The organism is Trebonia sp. (genome assembly GCF_049794275.1).
Lineage (GTDB): Bacteria > Actinomycetota > Actinomycetes > Streptosporangiales > Streptosporangiaceae > Trebonia.
The window spans coordinates 1-4,498 of the sequence record NZ_JBARCR010000089.1; the positions used below are offsets into that span (position 1 = coordinate 1).

The following is a 4,498-nucleotide window of genomic DNA, read 5'->3' on the forward strand; positions in this document are numbered from 1 at the left end:
CGGCAGGACTGCCCGCGACGGCGGTCCTCGGGATCCGGCAGGCAATGCACCGGGGCCGGGGTGCCAGCGCCGCTCCGGTGCGGGCCGGGCTGGCCGGCGCAGTCGCGGCGGTGACCGCGCTGTGCGCTATCGCGGTGTTCGGCGCCAGCCTGTCGCACCTGCTGGCTTCGCCCGAGCTGTACGGTGACCCGTTCACGGCCTACGTCAACGTAAACGGCACCGGGGCGCCACCCGCCCAGATCGTGGTCAACGCGCTGAAGCAGGAACCGGCGGTCGACCGGATCACGGAGCTGAGCGGGCCGCCGGTCCGGATCGGCTCGCTCAACGTGCAGGCGCTGGCCGCAACGCCGACGAAAGGAGCCACACTGCTGTCGTTGTCGGACGGGCGGCTGCCCGCCCGCGACGACGAAGTCGCGCTCGGCTCGGCCACCTTGCGCAAGCTGGGCACGCACATCGGCGGCACCGTCCCGGTGACGTTCGCTGGCCCGGACGGGAAGCCGCGGACCGTGCCGCTGCGCGTGGTCGGCACGCTGCCGCTCCCGGCCGACTTCGGAACCGGTGGCATCGGCGACGGCGCGGTCCTGATGAACGACCTCTACCTGGGCATCCGGTGCCCGGCGGCGCTCGGCCCGGCTCGGGTTAAGCAGTGCCGCGAGAGCCAGGACGACCTCGTGCTGCTGCACACCGTCCCCGGGGCCGCGGGGGACGCCGCGCTGGCCCGGCTCGAAGGCAAGGCCCAGGGCAACCTCACACTGCCCAGCGTTCCCAGCTCGCTGGCCAGCTTCGGCGAGTCGGCCAACTTCCCGCTGATCGTCGCGATCGTGGTGGCGGTGGCCGGCATCGCCGCGCTGGCTCACCTGCTGGCGGTGAGCGTGGCCCGGCGGCGCCAGGAGAGCGGCCTGCTCAAGGCCCTCGGGTTCGTCCGCCCGCAGCTCGCCGCCACCGTGTTCTGGCAGGCGGCGACGGTGGCCCTGGCCGGCATCGCGGCCGGTGTCCCGCTCGGGGTGGTGCTCGGCCGGGCGCTCTGGCGGCTGTTTGCGGGCAATCTGGGGGTGGTGCCGTTCACTGTCTACCCGGGCTGGCTGCTGGCCGCGATCGCGGGCGGCTTCCTGCTGGCGTCGCTGGGCATCGCTATCCTGCCGGCCCGGACAGCCGCTCGCGCGCACACCAGCCAGCTGCTGCGCGCCGAGTGATCTCGCGGGCGCGGCCGGCGAACGTCAGGCGGCGCTGGTGGCGCCCAGATAGGTCTCCCACTGCGGGTCGCCGTCGTACTGGGCGCCGATGAGCCGCCAGTGCGCGCCGCGGGGGACGGCCGGCGCGACGGGCAGGCTCCAGCCGAGCTCCTCGAGCAGCCGGTCTGCCTTGCGGTGGTTGCACATCGTGCAGGACGCGACGCAGTTCTCCCAGGCGTGCTGGCCGCCGCGGCTGCGCGGGAGCACGTGGTCGATCGTCTCGGCGTGCCGGCCGCAGTACGCGCACTTGTAGTTGTCCCTGCGCATAAGTGCCGCTCTAGTGAGCGGCACTCGGTTGCGTTGCGGGATTCGCACGTATCTTTGGAGCCTGATCACCGACGGCGTGGCAATCGAGACGGTCGCGGCGTGCAGCAACTGGCCGCCGCTGTCGTGATGCACGATCTCCGCCTTGTCGCAGAGCACCAGGCAGACCGCCCGCTTGAGCCCGACTGTGGTCAGCGGTTCGTACGTCACGTTGAGCAGCAGCACGCGTCGCAACTGGCACCTCCGCAGGCACCGTCGTGAGGCGCCGCTCGCATCACCAGGACCCTCGCCCTGGCGTGACCGAAGCCACGTGCCTCCGCTAACACCAATAGAGTACTAGGCCCCCGGTGTGTTATCGGTTAATGGAGCGTAACGAGCTGGCGTTAGGGTGCGCACATGGCTTCTTTCACCCCCCAGTACCCGCCCGCGCCGCGCCTGGATCTGACCGAGGACCTCTTCGGGCACCGCGTCGCGGACCCTTACCGGTGGCTCGAGGACGCCGGCTCGGCGCAGACCAGCCAATGGCTCGCCGCCGAGGAAGAGCTGTGGGCCGCCTACCGGGCGGAACTGCCTGACCGCGACAGGTTCGCCGGGCGGGTGCGCGAGCTGATGCAGGTCGGCGCCGTGGGCGTGCCCGCCTGGCGCGGCACGGCGCGGTTTTACAGCCGGCGTGACCCCGGCCAGGAGCACGGCGTGCTCTACGTCGCCGATGACGCGGGCGAACGGGCGCTCATCGATCCCGTCGCCATCGACCCATCCGGGCGGACGACGCTGGACGCGTGGCAGCCGGACAAGGAGGGACGGCTGCTCGCCTACCAGCTGTCGTCGGGCGGCGACGAGGAATCGCTGCTCCGGGTCATGGACGTGGCCTCAGGCGAGCTCGTGGACGGACCGATCGACCGGTGCCGGTACTCGGGGGTGGCGTGGCTGCCCGGCGGCAAGGCCTTCTACTACGTGCGCCGGCTGCCTCCCGAGGCGGTGCCCGACGGCGAGAGCCAGTACCACCGGCGGCTGTACCTGCACGTGGTGGGGACGGCGCCGGAGACGGACGCGCTGGTGTTCGGCGAGGGCAGGGACAAGACCACCTACTACGGGGCGAGCGTCAGCAGGGACGGGCGCTGGCTGATGCTGTGGGCGTCGATCGGCACCGCGCCGCGCGAGGACGTGTGGCTGGCCGACCTGTCCGCGTCCGACCCGGCGGCGCCGGCGTTCACGCCGGTCACCGTGGGGCTCGACGCGCAGACCTCGCTGCGGGCCGGCCGGGACGGCCGGCTGTACGTGTTCACCGACCTGGACGCGCCGCGCGGCCGGATCTGCGTCGCGGACCCGGCCGCTCCGGGGCCGGAAGGGTGGCGGGACCTGATTCCCGAGGATCCTTCTGCGGTGCTGCGGGGGTTCGCGATCCTTGACAATGACGGCGAGGACAACGACGACGAGCTGACCCGGCCGGTGCTCGTCGTGTCCAGGACCAGGCACGCGGTGAGCGAGGTCACCGTGCACGACCTGGCCACCGGCTCGCGGCTGGCGACGCTCGGCCTGCCGGGGATCGGCTCGGTCGGCGGGATCGCCGAGCGGCCCGAGGGCGGGCACGAAGCCTGGTTCGGGTACACCGACTACACGACGCCGCCCGTGGTGCTGCGCTACGACGCGACGACCGGCGCCGTGGACACCTGGGCGACGTCGCCCGGCTCGGTCTCCGACCCGCCCGCGGTCCGGGCGTCGCAGATCACGTTCCAGTCGGCTGACGGCACGGACGTCCGGATGGTGCTGCTGGAGCCTGGAGGCGAAGGAACCGTACGTTCCGGAGAAAAATCTACAGTTCTGTACGGATACGGGGGCTTTGACATCAGCATGACCCCCGGCTACTCCCCCAGCATCCTCGCCTGGGTCGAAGCAGGGGGCGCGTACGCGATCGCGGCGCTGCGCGGCGGCAGTGAGGAGGGCGAGGAGTGGCACCGGGCGGGGATGCTCGACCGCAAGCAGAACGTGTTCGACGACTTCCACGCGGCGGCCTCCTGGCTGATCGCGTCGGGGGTCACGTCGGCGGAGCGGCTGGCGGCGTGGGGCGGGTCGAACGGCGGGCTGCTCGTCGGGGCGGCGCTGACGCAGTGGCCGTCGCTGTTTTCCGCTGTCGTCTGCTCGGCGCCGCTGCTCGACATGGTGCGGTACGAGCGGTTCGGGCTCGGGGAGACGTGGAACACGGAGTACGGTTCGGCGTCGTCGGCCACTGAGTTGCCGTGGCTGCTGGGGTATTCGCCGTATCACCGGGTTGCTGACGGGGTGGCGTACTCCGCGGTGCTGTTCACCGTGTTCACCAACGACACGCGAGTGCACCCGCTGCACGCCTACAAGATGTGCGCCGCTTTGCAGCACGCGACGTCGTCGTCGCGGCCGGTGCTGCTGCGCGCGGAGGGGCAGGTGGGACACGGCCAGCGGGCGGTGTCGCTGGCCGCCGCACTGGCCGGCGACTGCCTTGCGTTCGCGGCGAAAGAGACCGGGCTCGGGAATTGACCCGTCTCCCGGGTGCTGACCGGTTAGCCTCGCCAGCAGCGGTCACGTTCCTTTTGCCTTTTGCCTTTTGCCGGGAGGTTCTCGTGTTGTCCCATGTCCAGGTGGCGGTTCTAGGCGCGGATCAGGCGCCGACGACGCTGACCGGAAGCTGCGGCGACAGCCCCGGCGTCGCCTGCCGCCTGGTGTGGGACCTGTCACACGACGGCCGGGCCGCGCAGGTGACCAGCCAGTTCGTTGCCGGGCCCGTGCACCTGCTGTTGCGGGTGATCTTCGTGGTGCTGCTCGCGCTGCTCATCCGGTTCGTGGTGTACCGGGTGATCAACCGGGTGACCGAGCGGGCCGCCCGGACCCTGCTGCCGCAGTTCAGGAACGGGGCGGCGACGTCGCGAATCGTCCGGGGCGGGCTCGACTACCGGCGGCGGCGGGGCGCGGCGGCTGCCGCGGGCGAGCAGGTCACGGCGGCCGAGGCGGCGGCCGTCGCGGAAGCCAAC

At 71.9% G+C, this 4,498-nt stretch carries 3 protein-coding genes and 1 pseudogene; 3 read left to right on the forward strand and 1 reads right to left on the reverse strand.

Annotation, left to right across the window (positions count from 1 at the left end; genetic code table 11):
• Positions 1-1,193 (forward strand): ABC transporter permease (locus WA805_RS02345; protein ID WP_425241541.1); only part of this gene is annotated, 1,193 nt, incomplete at its 5' end.
• Positions 1,194-1,217: 24 nt separating this feature from the next.
• Here WA805_RS02345 and WA805_RS02350 read toward each other — a convergent pair.
• Positions 1,218-1,730 carry an HNH endonuclease gene (locus WA805_RS02350; RefSeq protein WP_422275992.1) on the reverse strand — a complete coding sequence of 171 codons (513 nt, stop codon included), beginning with the start codon at positions 1,728-1,730 and terminating at the stop codon, positions 1,218-1,220.
• A 162-nt stretch (positions 1,731-1,892) separates the two neighbouring features.
• On the opposite strand from WA805_RS02350, the gene WA805_RS02355 reads away from it, so the two are divergent.
• On the forward strand, positions 1,893-4,007 hold the full coding sequence (locus WA805_RS02355; RefSeq protein WP_425241542.1) for a prolyl oligopeptidase family serine peptidase: 2,115 nt from the start codon (positions 1,893-1,895) through the stop codon (positions 4,005-4,007).
• A 101-nt stretch (positions 4,008-4,108) separates the two neighbouring features.
• Positions 4,109-4,498: pseudogene (locus WA805_RS02360) on the forward strand (hypothetical protein); the annotation flags it as partial.